Consider the following 15481-nt stretch of genomic DNA (forward strand, 5'->3'; position numbering starts at 1 on the left):
GTCCTAGTGGGTCGGCCCGAGGAAGGCCAGCCAGCGACGTTCTGCCAGGCGGAACAGGCCCACCAGGATGAACGTGACGCACAGGTAGATCAGCGCAGCGATGCCGAAAGACTGGAACGTCATGAAGGTGGCCGAGTTGGCGTCTCGAGCGACTTTGAGCACGTCCGGCACCGTGGCGGTGAACGCGACGGTGGTCGAGTGCAGCATCAGGATGACTTCATTGCTGTAATAAGGCAGTGAACGACGCAATGCGGAAGGCATGATGACGTAGGTGTAGAGTTTCCAGCCGGTCAGGCCATAGGCTTTGGCGGCTTCGACTTCCCCATGGGCCATGCTGCGAATCGCCCCGGCGAAGATTTCCGTGGTGTAGGCGCAGGTATTGAGGGCGAAGGCCAGGATCGTGCAGTTCATCGCGTCGCGAAAGAACGAGTCCAGCAAGGGCTGCGCACGGACGGCTTCCAGGCTGTAGATACCGGTGTAGCAAATCAGCAGTTGTATATAGAGCGGCGTACCGCGAAACAGATAGGTGTAGAACTGAACCGGCCATCGCACCCAGCGTTTGCTCGATACCCGCGCGATCGACAGGGGGATCGACACGCAAAAGCCGATGGCAATGGAGGCGCTGAGCAACCACATGGTCATGGCCAGGCCGGTAATGTGTACGCCGTCGCTATAAAGGAAGGGCCGCCAGTATTCCTGAAGCAGTTCGATCATCGCTGAGCCTCCCGGCTGCCAGCCGCGTAACGGCGCTCGGCCCAGCGCAACGCAAAGTTGGAGGCGCTGGTGATCAACAGATAAATGATGGCCGCGAGCACCAGGAAATAAAACAATTGATACGTGCTCTTGCCAGCGTCCTGGGCGGCTTTGACCAGATCTGCCAGGCCAATGATCGACACCAGCGCGGTTGCCTTGAGCAGCACTTGCCAGTTATTGCCGATACCCGGCAGGGCATAGCGCATCATTTGCGGGAAGACCACGTAGCGAAAACGCTGGCCGCGCTTGAGTCCGTAGGCGGTGGCGGCTTCGACCTGGCCACGTGGCACGGAAAGAATCGCCCCACGGAACGTCTCGGTGAAGTAGGCACCGTATATAAAGCCGAGGGTGATCACACCTGCGCTGAAGGGATCGATTTCGATGTAGTCCCATTGCATGGCATCTGTCAGCTGGCTCAACCAGGTTTGCAGGCTGTAGAAAATCAGCAGCATCAGCACCAGATCGGGAACGCCACGAATGAGGGTGGTGTACATCTGTGCCGGCACGCGAAAAACAGGGTTGCTCGACAGCTTGGCACTCGCGCCGATCAGACCGAGCAAGATGCTCACTGCCAGCGACAGTACCGATAATTTGATGGTCATCCAGGTGCCTTCGAGCAACAGCGGGCCGAAGCCCTTCAAGCTGAATGCCGAGAGTCCCAGGTTTTGTAAAAGGGCATCTAACATGGATAAAGCCTTTAACGGTCAATAAAACAAAACGCCCATCGAAAACGGCGCAAGGTTGTCGCCAGAATCGATGGGCGTCGGGGTGTTATTTACCGCTGTACAGATTCAGATCACCGAAGTGTTTCTTCTGGATTTCGATGTACTTGCCGTCGTCATGTAACGCTTTGATACCTTTGTCCAGCAACGCTTTGAGCTCTTTGTTACCTTTGGCAATACCGATGGCGGTCTTGGCAGGCAGCAGTGGGCTGTCCACAGGCTCGCTGACTTCGTAGTCGGCACCTTGTGGCGACTTCAGGAAGCCCAGTTCGGCTTGCAGCATGTCCTGAATGGAGGCATCAAGACGACCGGATACCAGGTCGGCGTAAACCTGATCCTGATTCTGATAGGCCTGGGTTTTCACGCCAGCCTTGTCCAGAACGGCCTTGGCGTAGGCTTCCTGAATGGTGCCTTGCTCGTAGCCAACGGTTTTGCCTTTGAGGCTCGCTGGATCGGCAGTCAGGCCTGCGCCTTTCTTGAAGACCAGAGAGGTCGGGCCGGAGAACAGTTCGTTGGAGAAGTCGATAACCTTCTCCCGAGCCGGAGTCACGGTCATCGAGGAAATGACGCCGTCGAATTTGCGTGCTTTCAGGCCCGGAATCATGCCGTCGAAATCGCTTTCAACCCAGACGCATTTCACTTTCAGCTCTTGGCAGATCGCGTTACCCAGGTCGATGTCGAAACCGACCAGGCTGCCGTCAGCGGCTTTGGATTCAAAAGGTGCATAAGAAGGATCGACGCCAAAGCGCAGTTCCTTGTATTCCTTGGCCATTGCATTGCCTGCGGCTAGACAAATAGCCAATGCAGAGAGGGTCAGCCATGCTTTTTTCATCGTTCAGTCCTTAAAACCAAATTGAGCGTTGGGAACACGCGAGGCTTGCTACCGGCGGGTGCCAGACTTCAGAAGATAGCAATTTCCGAACCAAAGATACGAACGTGCGTTTTAAATGTACGCAGTTGTCGCAATGCTGTCTTCTACGTCGGACACCCTTTGCTTTGTGAGCCGAGCTGGCCCGCAATGGCACCCTGCCAGCCACCGGCGGCGGTCACCCAGGCACACGGAATGCGGGGACGCTCACTCGTACGGCGTGGGCAAGGTTACGAACTGAAGCAGTCGTGCGCACATATAAAGGGCGTCGTTCAATCAGCGCCCTAAAAAAGAGCGCGCATCCTAACCCAACAAATCCTGCAACGTCGACAAGCTGTCTGCTTCGGCCACCGGTTTGTCTTGCCGCCAGCGCAGCATCCTGGGGAAACGCACGGCGATTCCGCTTTTGTGACGTTTGGAGAGCGCGATCCCCTCAAACCCCAGTTCGAACACCAGACTTGGGGTCACACTGCGCACCGGGCCGAACTTCTCCACGGTGGTTTTGCGGATGATCGCATCGACTTTACGCATCTCCTCATCGCTCAGGCCCGAATAGGCTTTGGCGAAGGGCACCAGTGTGCGTTCGCTGGCGTCCGCCGGGCCGTCCCAGACCGCGAAGGTGTAGTCGGTGTACAGGCTGGCGCGCCGGCCATGTCCGCGCTGGGCATAAATAAGCACCGCATCGACGCTGAACGGATCGACTTTCCACTTCCACCAGACGCCCATGTCTTTGGTGCGGCCCACGCCGTACAAGGCGTCTCGGGCCTTGAGCATCATGCCTTCCACGCCAAGGCTGCGGGAGGCTTCCCGTTGTTTTTCCAGATCCTGCCAGTCCTCGCCGGTCAGCACCGGGGAAGGCATTAACACCGGGCTATTGCAGGCGGCGATAACCTTTTCCAGCTGCGCGCGCCGTTCATGTTGCGGGCGACTGCGCCAGTCGTGTCCTTGCCATTCGAGCAGGTCGTAAGCCAGGACAACCACGGGCACTTCTTCGAGGATTTTCTTGCTCAGCGTTTTGCGGCCGATACGCTGCTGCAACAGCGCGAACGGCTGAACCGATGGCGGCGCGGGCCCGGTGTCCATCTGTTCCGGACCGCTCAAGGAAAACTCGCCGTCGGTATCGGGTTCACCTTGCGGCGCTTTCCAGACCACGATTTCGCCGTCGATCACCGTGCCGTCCGGCAAACCTTGGGTCAGGGAATGCAGTTCAGGGAAGCGATCAGTCACCAGTTCTTCGCCCCTCGACCACAACCAGAGACGACCTTCACGCTTCACCACTTGCGCGCGAATGCCGTCCCATTTCCATTCCACTTGCCAGTCATTCACCGGGCCGAGCAAGGTTTCAAGCTGATCTACCGGTTGTTGCAAGGCGTGGGCGAGAAAAAAGGGGTAGGGCTGGCCGCCGCGCTGAGCATGTTCGTCGTCGGACTCTTCGGCGATCAATTTCAGGTAGTCGGCAGCGGTGGGGCGATGGGACAGATCGGTGTAGCCCACCAGACGTTGCGCAACCCGCTTGCTGTCGATGTCCGCCAACGCAGCGAGGGCGCGGGTGACCAGCAGTTTCGACACCCCGACCCGAAAGCTGCCGGTGATCAGTTTGATGCACACCATCAGGCTGATGCGGTCCAGTTGTTCCCAGAGTGTCGGCAGGCGTTCGGTCAGTTCCTCGGGAGGCAGGCCGCGCAACGGCAGCAGTTTCTCCTCCAGCCAGATGGCCAGGCCCTGATCAGAGCTGTGTTCGGCTTCGGGCAGAAGCAACGACAGGGTTTCGGCCAGATCACCGACGGCCTGATAGCTTTCCTCGAACAACCATTGAGGCAGATGCGCCAGAGTCATGGCCTGTTCGCGCAACAATTTGGTGGGCACCAGCTGGCGCGGCCGTCCACCCGCCAGAAAGTAAACGGCCCAGGCCGCATCCTCCGGTGGAACCTGGGCGAAGTATTCGCGCATGGCGGCCAGTTTGGCGTTGCTGGAGGTCGTGGCGTCGAGTCGGGAGTAGAGTTCGGCGAACGCTTTCATGGCGTTACCTCGCCGGGTTCTGCGGCGTCGGGCAGGGCGGATTTGACCTCGGCGCCGGGGGCGTCGGCGTCTTCTTCGCCGCCATACTCGGTCACGAAACCCTGGGCATCCAGCCCGGCTTCACGCAAATAACGTACGAGGATCGCCACTGAGCCGTGGGTGACCATGACCCGTTCCGCCCCGGTGTTTTCAATGGCCCATAGCAAACCTGGCCAGTCGGCGTGATCGGACAGCACGAAGCCGCGATCCACACCGCGTCGTCTGCGGGTGCCACGTAGCATCATCCAGCCACTGGCAAACGCATCGCTGAATTCGCCGAAGCGTCGCATCCAGGTGCTGCCTCCGGCGGACGGTGGCGCGAGGATCAACGCCTGGCGCAGCGCCGGGTCGGTTTTCTTGAAGTCGCCTGCGTACTGGGTTTCCGGAATGCGAACCCCGGCCTCTCGGTACACCCGATTCAAGGGTTCGACGGCGCCGTGGACGAGGATGGGGCCGATCTGCGGATCAATACCGTGCAGGATGCGCTGGGCTTTACCGAACGAGTAGGCAAACAACACACTGGCTTTGCCGACCGCCGCGTTGGCACGCCACCAGTCGTTGATGCCTGCGAATATTTCCGATTGCGGCCGCCAGCGGTAGATGGGCAGGCCGAAGGTCGATTCAGTGATAAAGGTATGACAGCGCACCGGCTCGAAGGGCGCACAGGTGCCATCCGGTTCCACTTTGTAATCACCGGACGCGACCCAGACTTCCCCTTTGTATTCCAGACGAACCTGTGACGAACCCAGCACATGCCCGGCGGGATGCAGGCTCAGTTTCACGCCGTGGTGCAGCAGGGTTTCGCCATATTCCAGGGTCTGCAGATTGATGTCCTGTCCCAGTCGCGACCGCAAGATGCCTTCGCCGGGTGCCGCCGCCAGATAGTGCTCATTGCCGGTGCGGGCATGATCGCCATGGGCGTGGGTAATCACTGAACGCTCCACCGGGCGCCACGGGTCGATATAAAAATCCCCTGGCGGGCAATACAGGCCTTCAGGGCGAGCGATAACAAGATCCATGGGATGACCAGTGCGATGGGCTTGTTAGTTATGAGGCGGGGCGGGAACGTAAGTTCGCTCTTTGAGCGGGGCGAGGCTCACGCCGTGGAGCTTGCGCCCATCACTGAGTGTGTTCGGCGGGTTTGTAACTGGACCAGCCATTGAGGCGGCCGGCGCGCATCAAACAATCTGGCGTAGTCGTGATGACAGATGGGCGTCCAGCTTTGATTCATTTTGCGCCGGTACTCCAGAGGCGATGCCCCCAGGTATTTGCGGAACACCCGGGCCAGTTGTTGACCGTCGAGCAGGCCGGTGCGGCGGGCTATTTTGTCCACCGGCAGGTCGGACTCCAGAAGCGCCTGACGAGCCAGTTCCAGACGCAAAAGCAGCAGGAAGAGGGAGGGCGGGTAGCCCGTTTCCTGCTTGAAGTGCCGACGAAAGTTGCGTTCGCTCATGTTCAGCGCCGAGGCTGACAGATCCATGCTCAGTTCGTCTGCGATGCGCGTCAGCCACCACGTGCAAATTCTGCCTGCCACCGAGTGGGTTTTGCCCAGCGCATGCAGTAAAGAGGTGCAAGCAATGGCCTCGGTCGGTGCCAGGGCGCGGGGACGTGGGTCGGCTGCATGGCTGCTTTCATTTCTGAGCAACAGCATCATCATGTCGCTGGCATTGATGCGCTCACTGGTGGTGTAAAAATGCCCGTCCACCTGCAAGCCTTGTTGCGGCTCCACCCGCAGCTGAGGAAAGCGGCTCGCCAGCGCGGACTCCAGCGCCGAATGCGTGGTGACCCTGCGCTGATCAAGCAGGCCGGCGGCAGCCAGCCAGAAGACGCCGGCCCCTAGCGCCACCACACGACTGACGTGTGGCGTTGTCGTGCGCAGCCAGCCCAGTGCGTCGGGTGGTAATTGTGTGATGGAGCCGGGAAGTCCGTCGAGAATGATAAGTGTGTCGATGGCGCGATGATGGGAGGGCGTTGTAGATGAAGCATATTCACCGGGCGCTGGCGCTGTTTCAAAGGTATTAAGTGCTTGATGGGATAACGAATAAATTTGCGCAGTATGGATAACTTTATTTTTGTCGGTCTTCGCCGCGCGCGCATTCAATAAGCCGAGTGTTTCTACGAGTTGGATGGCATCAACAGCGTAGGCGCCCGGGTACATCAGTATCACAACTTGATGGAGCGCGACGGACGGCTCTGCACACCCGGCTTTTGGGTTCAGATCATTCACGGTGTGCATGAATCCAGTGCTGACATGAATGGCGGTTTCATGGGGAAAGATTCCATTTTAATTGAGCAGGCCCGCACCTCCGAAACCAGTTTGATTCGAGGGTCGCTGCACAGGTCCAGTCTGAGCGATGCGCGTTGATGTCATCGTCTGGGGGGGCGATGGGGCGCAAAAGCCTTGATCTAGAGGCGTGTCATTATCATGACGTCAAAACATAGTCGCACCGCTCTTTATAGTCAACCATTAAAGATCTCTTCATTCTGGCCGACATTCCGAATGCCTGATAACGCCACGGCCCATCGGTTAAATGCCAGACTTTATAAAGTATCGAGTATGTAGCTTGATTGTACCCACGACGAAACAAGAGAGGCGCTTATTCAGGATTACTGGGTGATGTTTTTAATACGAAGTGTCGTTTAACTGATCTGGATCATGATTGGCCAGATTTGCAGCACTGTTGTCCGGGAATGCAGCGGTTAATAAAGTGTGTTCCAGTATCGACTCGATACTATGACGCCCTATCAGGTTCAGGCCATTAACAACGGCCTGTGCGCTGTCCGGAACTTTATTAACGTGGAGAGCTGTCATGACTGGGAAAACATCATTCAAGGTCATTGTACTGTCATTGCTGTCTGTTGGCGTTTTAACGTCGGTGAATGTTAATGCCGCCACGGCCACTTCGAACATGAGCGTGACCGCCTCGGTCGTCGCGGCCTGTACGGTTTCGGCCAGTGCCCTGGCGTTTGCAGCCTATTCGGGAACCGCCGTTGATGGTTCGGCGGACTTGACGGTCAACTGCACCAACGATGCGCCGTACACCATCGGGTTGAGCGCGGGTAATGGCACAGGCGCAACCACGACCACCCGAGTGCTGACGGGCTCGCTGGCCAACACCACCATGAACTACGGTCTGTATCAGGACGCGGCCTACGCCACGGTATGGGGCGATACGGACGGCACCGATACGCTGGCCGGTACCGGGTCCGGCGCGGACCAGACCATTCCGGTGTACGGCCGCATTGTCGCGGGCCAGAACGGCTCGGTGGGTACTTACACGGACACCGTCGCTGTCACTGTGAACTACTGATTCGGTGCCCTCCAGATGCTCCGTGATTTTTCGGCACGGCGTGCGCTGATGGTGATGTGCCTGTGCGTGCTCGCACCGCAGGCACTGGCCCAGGCGTTGGCCATCGTGCCCATCAGTCAGCAACTGCCGCCGCAACAGCGATCTGCCAGCTTCACCCTGACCAATCACTCGGACACCGAAGCGCTGGTGCAGGTGCGTGGTTATGCCTGGTCGCAAACCGACAGTGATGACACGTACACGCCCACCCCGGAACTGGCGGTCAGCCCGCCCTTCGCGAAAATTGCGCCGGGCCAGACCCAGATCATCCGTATTTTGTTACGCAAGCCCGCGGGACCGTCCGAGCAAGCCTTTCGCGTGGTGTTCGATCAGATTCCCGACCGGTCGACCGGCAAAGTCGAAATGGCCCTTCGGCTGACGGTACCGGTTTTCTCCAACCCGCAGCCTGCCGGGCACTCGGATGTGCAGTGGCGTCTGGAACGGGTAGGCGACACGCCGATATTGGTGGCAATCAACCACGGGACGCAGCACGCGCAACTGGTGAATCTGTCCTTGAAAGGGGCGGATGGCCGGACGATCAAACTCAAGGGTACGGGGTTGCCGTACCTGTTGAGCGGCACAGAGCGTCGATGGCCGTTGGTGGGGGGGCACGACAGCCCCGGCAAGAGCCTGCGCGTGCATCTTCAGACGTCAGGCCCCGGCGAACACTGGGACCAATGGTTAGAAATCAACTATTGAACGGGGGGGTATACCTGCTCATGGCGCTGCTGTTATTGGGGAACGTGCTCCCGGCTTCGGCGTCCCGTGCTCAGGAGGCGGCTGTCGAGCCACCGACCTTACTCTTGAGCGTCGTCATCAATGGCCGTGTTCACGAGGGCATTCAGGAGTTCGTCCAGCGCGATTCGGAGTTGTTCGCGACCCGCACGCAATTGCTTGAACTGGGCCTGGCTATCCCGGAGCAAATGGCGGCGCCGCCTGACGGGCTGATGGGCCTGTCGAGTTTCGAAGGCTGGTCCTGGCACCTGGACGCCAATGCGCAGGCACTTGTCCTGAAGGTCCCTCTGCGCAGTCTCAAAGTTCAGCAATTGATCGCCCATCCGGCGCCTTCATTGGGTGGGATCGACCGCAGCGACTTCGGCGCGGTGCTCAATTACGACACCCAGTTTACCCACGATGGCGATCACTCCAGCTCCAGCGTGCTCAATGAACTGCGGGTTTTCGGCCCTTTTGGGGTGGTGGAGTCCAGCGTCCTGCAGACCCACAGTCAAAGCTTCAGTCGCACGGTGCGCCTGGACAGTACGTACAGCTTCTCTGATCCCTCGACGTTGCGAAGCTACAACGCGGGTGATTTCATCAATGCGGGCCTGAGCTGGACTCGCCCGGTACGGATGCTCGGCTTGCAGGCGAGCACCAACTTTGCTTTGCGTCCCGATCTGGTCACCTACCCTCGGCCGGGCATGACGGGCGAAGTGGCCGTGCCATCGTCGGTGGATATCTTCGTCAACGGCTTGCACCAGTCCACCACACAGGTCGAGCCTGGCCCGTTCGAACTCAACCAGTTGCCAGTGACCTCAGGCGGCGGCGACGTCTCGGTGGTCGTCAAGGACGCCAGTGGTCGCCAGACCACGCAGACGTTGCCGTTCTACGCCAGCACCTTGTTGCTCACCGAAGGCCTGGACTCTCTGGCGGTGCAGGCCGGCCTGGTGCGTCGTGAGTACGCCACCCGCTCCAACGATTACGGCAAGCCAGCCGCCTCGGTGAGCTATCGCCATGGACAAACGCCCACCTTGAGCCTGGAAACCCACCTTGAGACCACCTCCGGGCTGGCCATGGGCGGTGTCGGAGCCAACCTGCTGGTCGGCAAGCTGGGGGTGCTTTCGGCCTCAGTGGCCGGTAGTTCCTATGACGGCCAGACCGGACTGCAATATGGGCTGGGCATCGCTCGCAACACGCCGTCGCTGAGTTTAGGTTTCAGCCTGTTGAAAGCGGACAAGGGATTTGCCGACATCGCCTCGGCCAATGATGACTCGATGACCAGGACCACCTTGCGGGCCAATCTGGGGCTGCCTATTCCGGGGGTGGGAACACTGGGGCTGGTGTATGCGAAAAAAATGGTCAATCTCTACACCCTTGACGACTACGGCACGGACTATGTGAACACCGCGCAACGAATTTCGACCTCGACGCTGTCAGCCACGTTCTCCAGGCCGTTACCCATGAAGTCCTACGGATTTGTTACGGCGTATCACGATTTCAAAGGCAACAGCGGTAATGGCCTGTTTGTCGGCATCTCCATCCCCATCGGCCAGACAACATTCCTCAGCGCCAGCACCAGCCGTAGCGGCGACAGCACTTATCAAACCGTCGAGGCCCGAAAAAGTGCCGTGCAGCGTGGCGATGTGGGTTGGAACGTCGCCCATCAAACCGGTAGTCAGACCCGGGACGATGTCGGGGTGAACTACAAGTCTTCCTGGGGTGAGGTGGGCGCACAGGTCGAGCGCAACGATACGGACATGGCTTACCGCGCCACGGCGCGAGGCGCTCTGTCGACGCTTGACGGGCGGCTGTTCGCATCCAATACGGTCTACGACAGTTTCGCCTTGGTGGACACCGACGGCCTGCCGGGAATAACGGTCCTGCAGGAAAACCGCTCCCTGGGCAAGACCGACGCCGACGGCCTGTTATTGATCGAGGGCCTGCGGGCCTATGAGTCCAATCGACTCTCCATCGACGCCCGTGATGTGCCCATGGATGTGGCTTTGAGCAATGCAATCATTGAGGTACGGCCCTCGGACCGTTCGGGGGTTGTGGTGAAATTCCCTATTCAGCACAGTCGCAGCGCCACGCTGATATTGCTTGATGAGCAGCACAAGCCTTTGCTGCTCGGCAGTCAGGCCGTGTTGTCCGGCAGTGGTGAAAAGGGGGTGGTGGGCTATGACGGTGTGACCTTCTTCCAGAACCTGGCGGAGCACGAGCAGGTTTGGGTGAGTGGGCCAGGGCAACCTCCGTGTTCTGTCCGTTTCGACTATCAACCGCAAGCCGATGCCATCCCTCAGATAGGGCCATTGATTTGCCGCTCTGGAGCCAGACCATGAAATTACCGGCCACATTCTGCTGCCTTGGCATTGCTTTGATCGGGGCTCCGGCGATGGCTTACGACTGTTCGGTCGCTGCGACGCCGTTGAACTTCGGGATGGTCGAAGGTCGCACGGGGCAGGTCACGCGCAGCACCGCGACCCTGACAGTGGTGTGTCAGAGCGGCAACAGTGCGGCCACGGTCAGCTATCAGCTTTTGTCTGACACCTTCAGCGCGGGGGATAAAACCATGATGGGCGGTAACGGCGAGGCGAGCTATCAGCTGTACACCTCGAGAAGTTATCAACAGGTGTGGGGCGACACCTCGGGTAACGCTATTTCGGACAGCTATACCCTGGCGGCAAACACCTCGCAAACCCGTGTTTACACGGTGTATGCCCGGATGCAGCCCGGCCTCAAAGTAGGGCCGGGGCAGTACACGGGCGTCAGCACGGTGCGGCTCATCTATTGAGTGGCCGGGTACTCGGCTATTTGCCAGGTATCAAGGTCAGCCGCTGCTTGCCATAGGCCTTCTCAAGATTCTGCGACTGCACCGGAATCGTCTGATACAGGCCCTTGAGCGAAGGGTCGATGCTGTCTGCGTAATGGGGGCTGGCCGGGTTGCCGGATTGACCGGTATTGATCTGGGCCATCATGGGTTCGGTCTGACTGAAGTCCACGATCATGCGCATGCCGGGTACTACAGGGCTGTCGAAGTTCGTGCCCCACAAATAGCCCGCCATGTTCAAGGTACTGCTGTCGCCGCCAGCCGGGCTCGCCCCATGATTAAGGTTATTGCCCAGTAACGGGTTGCTCTGCCAGACGTAGCGATGCAACTTGCCCCACTGCCAGGCTTTGTGATCGCTGCCCAACTGGCTGTCGCCCGCGGTGATGGCAGCGGCGAGGCTACGGGCCAGAATCGTGGGTTTGTCTTCTTTCTGCGGGGTCTTCACATCGTCCCAGAACGGGCTGTCTTCGCGGCCCAGCAGGTGATCCGCCTGCGGCGAGTAGGACAGGCTTGCGTTCTGCACCAGCGCGACCCAGGCCGGGCTGCCTTCCGGACCCAGTTCGTCGAGAAAGATCTGTTTGGCGCTTTCCTGCAAAAACAGCTCATACAGCGCCGCATCGGCAGAGGTAGCCGCCAGCTTGCCGTCGAACGCCATCAGGCGCGTGTACGCCTCTCGCGCTTTGCCTCGCTCGGCTTCGGGCAGGGCATCAATGGCTTGCTTGAGCGGTTTGATCATGCCGGGTGCTTCAAGCATGTTCTTGAGCTTGGCGGCGAATGGGGTGGTCTGGTCGTACTGCATGGCAACGACACTGCGGCTGTCCTGTTTGGCGCCTCTGACCAGCTCGGCGATGCGCTCGGCGCGTTCCGGTGTCTTCCACGAGTTGGACAGCTGCATGCCGTAACCCTTGGGGAACGTGCGCTGATTGGCGGTCCCGACCCAGCCTTGGGTGGGGTCCTGATCGTAGGGGTGCAGCATTGAGTCCGCGAAACCGTCCCAGTCATAGCGGCTGTCCCAGCCCGGAGAAGGCAGCAGGCCCAGGCCGTCACGGCGATTCGGGAAGCGACCGGTGACTTGCCAGCCGATGTTCGAGGCATCGGCGAACACCATGTTCAGTGCGATAGCACGGATTTCCCGGCTTGCATCGAAGGCTTGTTCCACTTTCGGGGCACGGGACAAGTCAAAGAAAGCGTCCAGGCTCTTGTCGTCTTTGTAATCCGGGGTTTGCAGTGCCAGGCCCAAACCGTTGCTCAGTGCCTTGCCGCCCAGGTTGCTGTTGAGCAGCGGACCGTGGCGTGTCTCGAAAACAGTTTCGCGGATCGGGCTGCCGCCTTTGATGAAGAAGGTTTCTTCGTGGGCGGTTGCAGGCAGCCATTTGCCGTCAGCCATGTACATCAGGCGGCTGTTTTCGCGCTTGAGCTTTTCAAGAAACAGATCCTGGTTGTCGCCCATCACCGAGGCCATGGACCACGACAGCTTGCCGTTGAAACCCGACAGCATCAACGGCAGACCAGCGATGGTTGCACCGGCCGCCTGATATTTCGGCGCGCGGATCTGCACCGGGCTCCAGGCAGAAGACAACGCGGCGGGCAGCTGTGTGTCACTGGCCAGCAGGCTGCGGCCACTACGGCTGCGCTGCGGGGCAATGGCCCAGTTGCTGGAGGCCGCGACGCCCAGCATGTTCAAGTCCGAGAGTTGCAGGGCGACCTTGTTCAGATCGTCGAGCCCTGAAACCTGGCTACCCAGGTTCAAACCCTTGAGTTTTTCCGCCTCGGCGAAGGGCAGTTCTTCGTCCGGATAGGTCGGAATCAGCCAGGCCAGTTTGTCGGCGCCGACTTTCTGGGCCAGCACCAGCGAGGACAATTCTTCCTGCACATTCACCGACTGGCTGAAGTTCAGCAGGCTGAAAATCAGCGCCGAATCTTCAGCTTTCCAGTAATCCGGGCGGTAGCCGCTGGACGCCAGGTCTGCGGGGAGCTTGTCGCGATAGCGGAACAGGTAGGCGTTGACCCCGCGGGCATAGACTTCGAAGAAACGCTTGAGGCGGGGAGACGCTGCGTTGTACAGCTCGCCGGCGTTTTTCTTCAGGTTGGCGGCACGCATCAGGCGGTCAACGTTCAGGGCACTGGGCCCGACCATTTCTGACAGCCGACCCTGAGCGAGCAGGCGCATGCCGACCATCTGGGTGATGCGGTCGTTGGCGTGCACATAACCCAGGGTGAACAGGGCGTCGTGGAAGGTGCTGCTTTCTATCAGCGGCATGCCTTGAGGCGTGCGGCGCACCGAAACGTTTTGTGCCAGGCCTTTGATCGCCACGGTGCCTGAAGTGGGCATCAGCGTATCGGTGTCGCCCCCGCCGATCTGACAGCCCGCGAGACTCAGAAAACCCGCCGCAGCGGCGGCAGCGCCGAACCGGGGTAGAAATTTGGATAGGGCTGGCGAGGCCATGGGCGAAGCTCCTGCGGGGGTGGCGTATAAAAGGCGCTACGTTAGAGAGCAGGCGCGCGGCGCGCAAGCGGGTGGTGGAGTTATTTCAAGGTTTTTCGGTGTGCGGTGTCAGGCGAGGGAGACAGAGATGTTCCTACCTCTTCCCGGATAAAGCCGGTCCCAAGGTTGAACTGACCCCAAAAGTTGGACGCGCTCACGGATCAAGTCTTCGGCGGATTCACCTGATCAACCAGTGCGTACGCCCGTTGGGTGCCTTCGCGATGGGCGATGGTTTCGAACCAGCGCTTGAGGTGCGGGAAATCGTCCAGGTTTTGCTCCTGATAGGTGTGCGGCACGATCCACGGGTAGATCGCCATGTCCGCGATGCTGTACGCGTTGCCCACCACGAAGTTTCGGCCGTCCAGTTGCTTGTTCAATACACCGTACAGGCGAGCCGTCTCGTCAACGTAGCGTTTGATGGCGTAAGGAATTTTTTCCTTGGCGAAGCGATTGAAATGATGGTTCTGACCTGCCATTGGCCCCAACCCGCCCATTTGCCAGAACAGCCATTGCAGGGTTTCCTGGCGACCACGCAGGTCTTGCGGGATGAACTTGCCGGTCTTCTCCGCCAGATACAGCAGGATTGCGCCGGATTCGAACAGGCTCAAGGGGGCGCCGCCATCGGCAGGTTCGTGATCGACAATGGCCGGGATGCGGTTGTTGGGCGCAATTTTCAGGAACTCAGGCTTGAATTGGTCATTCTGGCCAATGTTTACCGGGAAAATCTTGTACGGCAGGCCGGCTTCCTCAAGGAACAGGGAGATTTTGTGGCCGTTGGGTGTGGTCCAGTAATGCAGGTCGATCATTAACAGCTCCTTGTGAGATCAGCAGATAAGACCACCTGTTTTACGCTGACTTCAGCGGGTCGCACAAATGAAAACGGCCTGCAAGGCAGGCCGTTGGCAATGCGGGACGCGTTAGGCGCCGTGGCATTTCTTGAACTTTTTCTCGCTGCCGCAGGGGCAGGGGTCGTTGCGGCCAACGTCTTTCAAGGCATTGCGCACCGGCTCCTGATGAGCATGGCCGCAGTTGGGGCCATGGACGTGACCGTGCTGGTGGTCGTGAGGGTGGTCATGGTCATGATCGTGGTTGCAATCAGGGCCGTGCACGTGTTCTTGCTGGGTCATCGGGGTTACTCCGGAATAAAATCGCCGGGGATTATCTCCCCATCACGGCCGATTCGCACGTTATGCCGGAACAAAAAGCCGGTCTTGAGCTTGCCTTCGAGGCGGTACTGAAGCGGCTGGTCAGAATTTTTCAGCTGTTTGGCGATGTATTTCATGTGCTGCCAGAGATTGGTCCTGATCGGCACCACAAAGTTCTTGTGGCCCTGGCCATCAACCACGAACCAGTCGGTGGACTCACCGTCCGCCAGCATGACCTCGCCGAGCATGATCTTGTAACGCAGGCTACGCACCAGCAGGCTGCCGCCGTTGGGGTTGTCGACGCGAAAATGCAGCTTGAAGTCCTGCTGCATCAGCCTGGCCTTGACCACCTCAACCCTGAGCAGGCGCACGGCGGGTTCCTGATAGTCACTGACCATCAGGCTTGAACATCCCGCCAGCACCGAGAGCAGCAGCGCCAGGCTTATGGTTTTTATCATGTGCGCCTGAGAAAACATGGTCGTGCTCCATTTGAGGCCTGAGTTTAGCAGGGCGGCGCGCTTGTTCCATGGGGTGAGGCTACGCATACTCATGCCACGAG

15 protein-coding genes are annotated in these 15481 nt (G+C 59.3%); 4 read left to right on the plus strand and 11 right to left on the minus strand.

All coding sequences use genetic code 11. From position 1 onward, the window contains the following. Window positions 1-3 precede the first annotated feature (3 nt). The 7 genes from ACP7B0_RS07625 to ACP7B0_RS07655 all read right to left on the minus strand — a co-directional run bounded on the left by ACP7B0_RS07625 (window position 4) and on the right by ACP7B0_RS07655 (window position 7312). Window positions 4-714, minus strand: a complete 711-nt coding sequence (locus ACP7B0_RS07625; RefSeq protein ID WP_426140518.1) for an ABC transporter permease — start codon at window positions 712-714, stop codon at window positions 4-6. After that, on the minus strand, window positions 711-1439 hold the full coding sequence (locus ACP7B0_RS07630; protein WP_426140519.1) for an ABC transporter permease: 729 nt from the start codon (window positions 1437-1439) through the stop codon (window positions 711-713). The genes ACP7B0_RS07625 and ACP7B0_RS07630 overlap by 4 nt, the downstream gene beginning before the upstream one ends. 85 nt (window positions 1440-1524) lie before the next feature. Further along, the gene (locus tag ACP7B0_RS07635; protein ID WP_426140520.1) at window positions 1525-2307 is read right to left on the minus strand and encodes a transporter substrate-binding domain-containing protein; all 783 of its coding nucleotides are present in this window, start codon (window positions 2305-2307) and stop codon (window positions 1525-1527) included. A gap of 339 nt (window positions 2308-2646) precedes the next feature. After that, complete coding sequence (locus tag ACP7B0_RS07640) at window positions 2647-4362, minus strand: ATP-dependent DNA ligase (protein ID WP_426140521.1); 1716 nt, start codon at window positions 4360-4362, stop codon at window positions 2647-2649. Then, the gene (locus ACP7B0_RS07645; RefSeq protein ID WP_426140522.1) at window positions 4359-5420 is read right to left on the minus strand and encodes a ligase-associated DNA damage response exonuclease; all 1062 of its coding nucleotides are present in this window, start codon (window positions 5418-5420) and stop codon (window positions 4359-4361) included. Before ACP7B0_RS07645 ends, ACP7B0_RS07640 begins: the two co-directional genes overlap by 4 nt. A gap of 77 nt (window positions 5421-5497) precedes the next feature. Next, window positions 5498-6628: a GlxA family transcriptional regulator gene (locus tag ACP7B0_RS07650; RefSeq protein ID WP_426140524.1), complete on the minus strand. Its 1131-nt coding sequence runs from the start codon at window positions 6626-6628 to the stop codon at window positions 5498-5500. Between the two features lie 396 nt (window positions 6629-7024). Continuing rightward, window positions 7025-7312, minus strand: a complete 288-nt coding sequence (locus ACP7B0_RS07655) for a hypothetical protein (RefSeq protein WP_426140525.1) — start codon at window positions 7310-7312, stop codon at window positions 7025-7027. On the opposite strand from ACP7B0_RS07655, the gene ACP7B0_RS07660 reads away from it, so the two are divergent. Genes ACP7B0_RS07660 through ACP7B0_RS07675 form a run of 4 tightly spaced genes read left to right on the plus strand, consistent with a single transcriptional unit; the run spans window position 7311 to window position 11256 of the window. After that, window positions 7311-7712: a Csu type fimbrial protein gene (locus ACP7B0_RS07660; protein WP_426140527.1), complete on the plus strand. Its 402-nt coding sequence runs from the start codon at window positions 7311-7313 to the stop codon at window positions 7710-7712. The genes ACP7B0_RS07655 and ACP7B0_RS07660 overlap by 2 nt on opposite strands. Window positions 7713-7727: 15 nt before the next feature. Then, complete coding sequence (locus tag ACP7B0_RS07665; protein WP_426140528.1) at window positions 7728-8447, plus strand: fimbrial biogenesis chaperone; 720 nt, start codon at window positions 7728-7730, stop codon at window positions 8445-8447. A 20-nt stretch (window positions 8448-8467) separates the two neighbouring features. Beyond that, entirely contained in the window at window positions 8468-10804 is a 2337-nt protein-coding gene (locus tag ACP7B0_RS07670) for a fimbria/pilus outer membrane usher protein (RefSeq protein WP_426140530.1), read from the plus strand. Continuing rightward, on the plus strand, window positions 10801-11256 hold the full coding sequence (locus ACP7B0_RS07675) for a spore coat protein U domain-containing protein (protein ID WP_426140531.1): 456 nt from the start codon (window positions 10801-10803) through the stop codon (window positions 11254-11256). Before ACP7B0_RS07670 ends, ACP7B0_RS07675 begins: the two co-directional genes overlap by 4 nt. Before the next feature lie 16 nt (window positions 11257-11272). On the opposite strand, the gene ACP7B0_RS07680 is transcribed toward ACP7B0_RS07675, so the two are convergent. From ACP7B0_RS07680 to ACP7B0_RS07695, 4 genes are all read right to left on the minus strand, one after another. Beyond that, a complete protein-coding gene (locus ACP7B0_RS07680; protein WP_426140533.1) occupies window positions 11273-13738 on the minus strand; it encodes a penicillin acylase family protein in 2466 nt (821 codons plus the stop codon). A gap of 200 nt (window positions 13739-13938) precedes the next feature. After that, window positions 13939-14583 carry a glutathione binding-like protein gene (locus ACP7B0_RS07685; RefSeq protein ID WP_426140534.1) on the minus strand — a complete coding sequence of 215 codons (645 nt, stop codon included), beginning with the start codon at window positions 14581-14583 and terminating at the stop codon, window positions 13939-13941. Between the two features lie 111 nt (window positions 14584-14694). Further along, window positions 14695-14904, minus strand: coding sequence for an SEC-C metal-binding domain-containing protein (locus ACP7B0_RS07690; protein WP_426140535.1), 210 nt, complete (start codon window positions 14902-14904; stop codon window positions 14695-14697). A 5-nt stretch (window positions 14905-14909) separates the two neighbouring features. After that, window positions 14910-15398, minus strand: a complete 489-nt coding sequence (locus ACP7B0_RS07695; RefSeq protein WP_426140536.1) for an LEA type 2 family protein — start codon at window positions 15396-15398, stop codon at window positions 14910-14912. Between the last annotated feature and the right edge of the window lie 83 nt (window positions 15399-15481).

The organism is Pseudomonas sp. DWP3-1-2, from assembly GCF_049896285.1.
In the GTDB taxonomy this organism is placed as follows: Bacteria; Pseudomonadota; Gammaproteobacteria; order Pseudomonadales; family Pseudomonadaceae; genus Aquipseudomonas.

Excerpts from the sequence above, each read along its gene's own strand:
- ACP7B0_RS07640 (WP_426140521.1), bottom strand. The coding sequence starts at position 4,362 with ATGAAAGCGTTCGCCGAACTCTACTCCCGACTCGACGCCACGACCTCC.
- ACP7B0_RS07670 (WP_426140530.1), top strand. The coding sequence starts at position 8,468 with ATGGCGCTGCTGTTATTGGGGAACGTGCTCCCGGCTTCGGCGTCCCGT.
- ACP7B0_RS07695 (WP_426140536.1), bottom strand. The coding sequence starts at position 15,398 with ATGTTTTCTCAGGCGCACATGATAAAAACCATAAGCCTGGCGCTGCTG.
- ACP7B0_RS07630 (WP_426140519.1), bottom strand. The coding sequence starts at position 1,439 with ATGTTAGATGCCCTTTTACAAAACCTGGGACTCTCGGCATTCAGCTTG.
- ACP7B0_RS07635 (WP_426140520.1), bottom strand. The coding sequence starts at position 2,307 with ATGAAAAAAGCATGGCTGACCCTCTCTGCATTGGCTATTTGTCTAGCC.
- ACP7B0_RS07690 (WP_426140535.1), bottom strand. The coding sequence starts at position 14,904 with ATGACCCAGCAAGAACACGTGCACGGCCCTGATTGCAACCACGATCAT.
- ACP7B0_RS07625 (WP_426140518.1), bottom strand. The coding sequence starts at position 714 with ATGATCGAACTGCTTCAGGAATACTGGCGGCCCTTCCTTTATAGCGAC.
- ACP7B0_RS07660 (WP_426140527.1), top strand. The coding sequence starts at position 7,311 with ATGAGCGTGACCGCCTCGGTCGTCGCGGCCTGTACGGTTTCGGCCAGT.
- ACP7B0_RS07675 (WP_426140531.1), top strand. The coding sequence starts at position 10,801 with ATGAAATTACCGGCCACATTCTGCTGCCTTGGCATTGCTTTGATCGGG.
- ACP7B0_RS07680 (WP_426140533.1), bottom strand. The coding sequence starts at position 13,738 with ATGGCCTCGCCAGCCCTATCCAAATTTCTACCCCGGTTCGGCGCTGCC.
- ACP7B0_RS07655 (WP_426140525.1), bottom strand. The coding sequence starts at position 7,312 with ATGTTCGAAGTGGCCGTGGCGGCATTAACATTCACCGACGTTAAAACG.
- ACP7B0_RS07645 (WP_426140522.1), bottom strand. The coding sequence starts at position 5,420 with ATGGATCTTGTTATCGCTCGCCCTGAAGGCCTGTATTGCCCGCCAGGG.
- ACP7B0_RS07665 (WP_426140528.1), top strand. The coding sequence starts at position 7,728 with ATGCTCCGTGATTTTTCGGCACGGCGTGCGCTGATGGTGATGTGCCTG.
- ACP7B0_RS07685 (WP_426140534.1), bottom strand. The coding sequence starts at position 14,583 with ATGATCGACCTGCATTACTGGACCACACCCAACGGCCACAAAATCTCC.